The following is a 1,023-nucleotide window of genomic DNA, read 5'->3' as shown; positions in this document are numbered from 1 at the left end:
GATACCTATCACGGCTTCCAACATTTTTAACTCTTCATGAGTCAAAAAATCTGTCGATTGCCTGCTGAGCACACTGCTATTGAATTCAACTATTGCTACATTCTGTTGCTCGTCTTTTTCATGTTTTGGTTGCTCCGGGGAAAAGTTGGTATTTTGCGTAACCATATTTGCTCCTACCCTATGCTTTATTTAGAGAAGCACTAAGCCATTTACTTCCGCTGCTTATGCGAATTTTTTTATCATGTCAGAGAGTTCATTCGTACAGTTTTGCACTCTGCTGTTCATCTGGTTGGTTTCTGTCATCAGATCATACGACTCGCTGTATTTCAAATTGAGCGATTGGATGTTCTCATTGATTTCATCCGTGACGTAGACCTGCTCTTCGATGGCGACGGCTATCTGTTGATTTCTTTCTACAACATCTTGGATCAACGACTCTAGTTGCTGAATGCTCTCAAGCGCCGTTCCAAGCAAAGTGACCGTCCCTGTAGACATCTCGTTGCCTTTCTCCAATGCAGAAACCGCAGACTTACTGCCATGTTGAATGCTCTCAATCGCAGATTTGATCTCTGTTGTGGACTCTTGAGTTCGTTTGGCAAGCGTTCTCACTTCATCCGCGACTACCGCAAAACCACGACCTTGCTCGCCTGCCCTTGCCGCTTCTATCGCAGCATTCAATGCCAGAAGATTGGTTTGTTCGGCAATGCCATTAATCACCTCAATAACCGTCCCTATTTGATCCGTTTGTTGATTCAAACGCATCACCACTTTCGAAATCTCACCCAACTCGCCAACAAGGTCGAGAACGGAATGGTTAACGTTATCGATAACATTGCGGCTATCGGTCATGGTGTTTTGCGCTTTCAGCGTCGCATCTGCGGTTGCTTGAGCATTATGAGATATCTCGGAAGACGAGGCTTGCATCTCATTCACTGCGGTTGCAACAGAATCAAGTTCGATTTTTTGCGCGCTTAGGTTTTCAGTGACGCGCTCACTGTTATCCTCCGCGCTATCGGCATTCGT

General features: G+C 45.4%; 1 protein-coding gene. It reads right to left on the bottom strand.

Annotated elements, in window-relative coordinates; translation table 11 throughout:
• Window positions 1-222: 222 nt before the first annotated feature.
• On the bottom strand, window positions 223-1,023 hold an 801-nt coding region (locus R7E42_RS25695), incomplete at its 5' end, for a methyl-accepting chemotaxis protein (RefSeq protein ID WP_318073340.1).

It is taken from the genome of Vibrio sp. Vb1337 (assembly GCF_033338715.1).
Lineage (GTDB): Bacteria > Pseudomonadota > Gammaproteobacteria > Enterobacterales > Vibrionaceae > Vibrio > Vibrio alginolyticus.
This window is presented reverse-complemented; position numbering and strand designations above follow the sequence as displayed.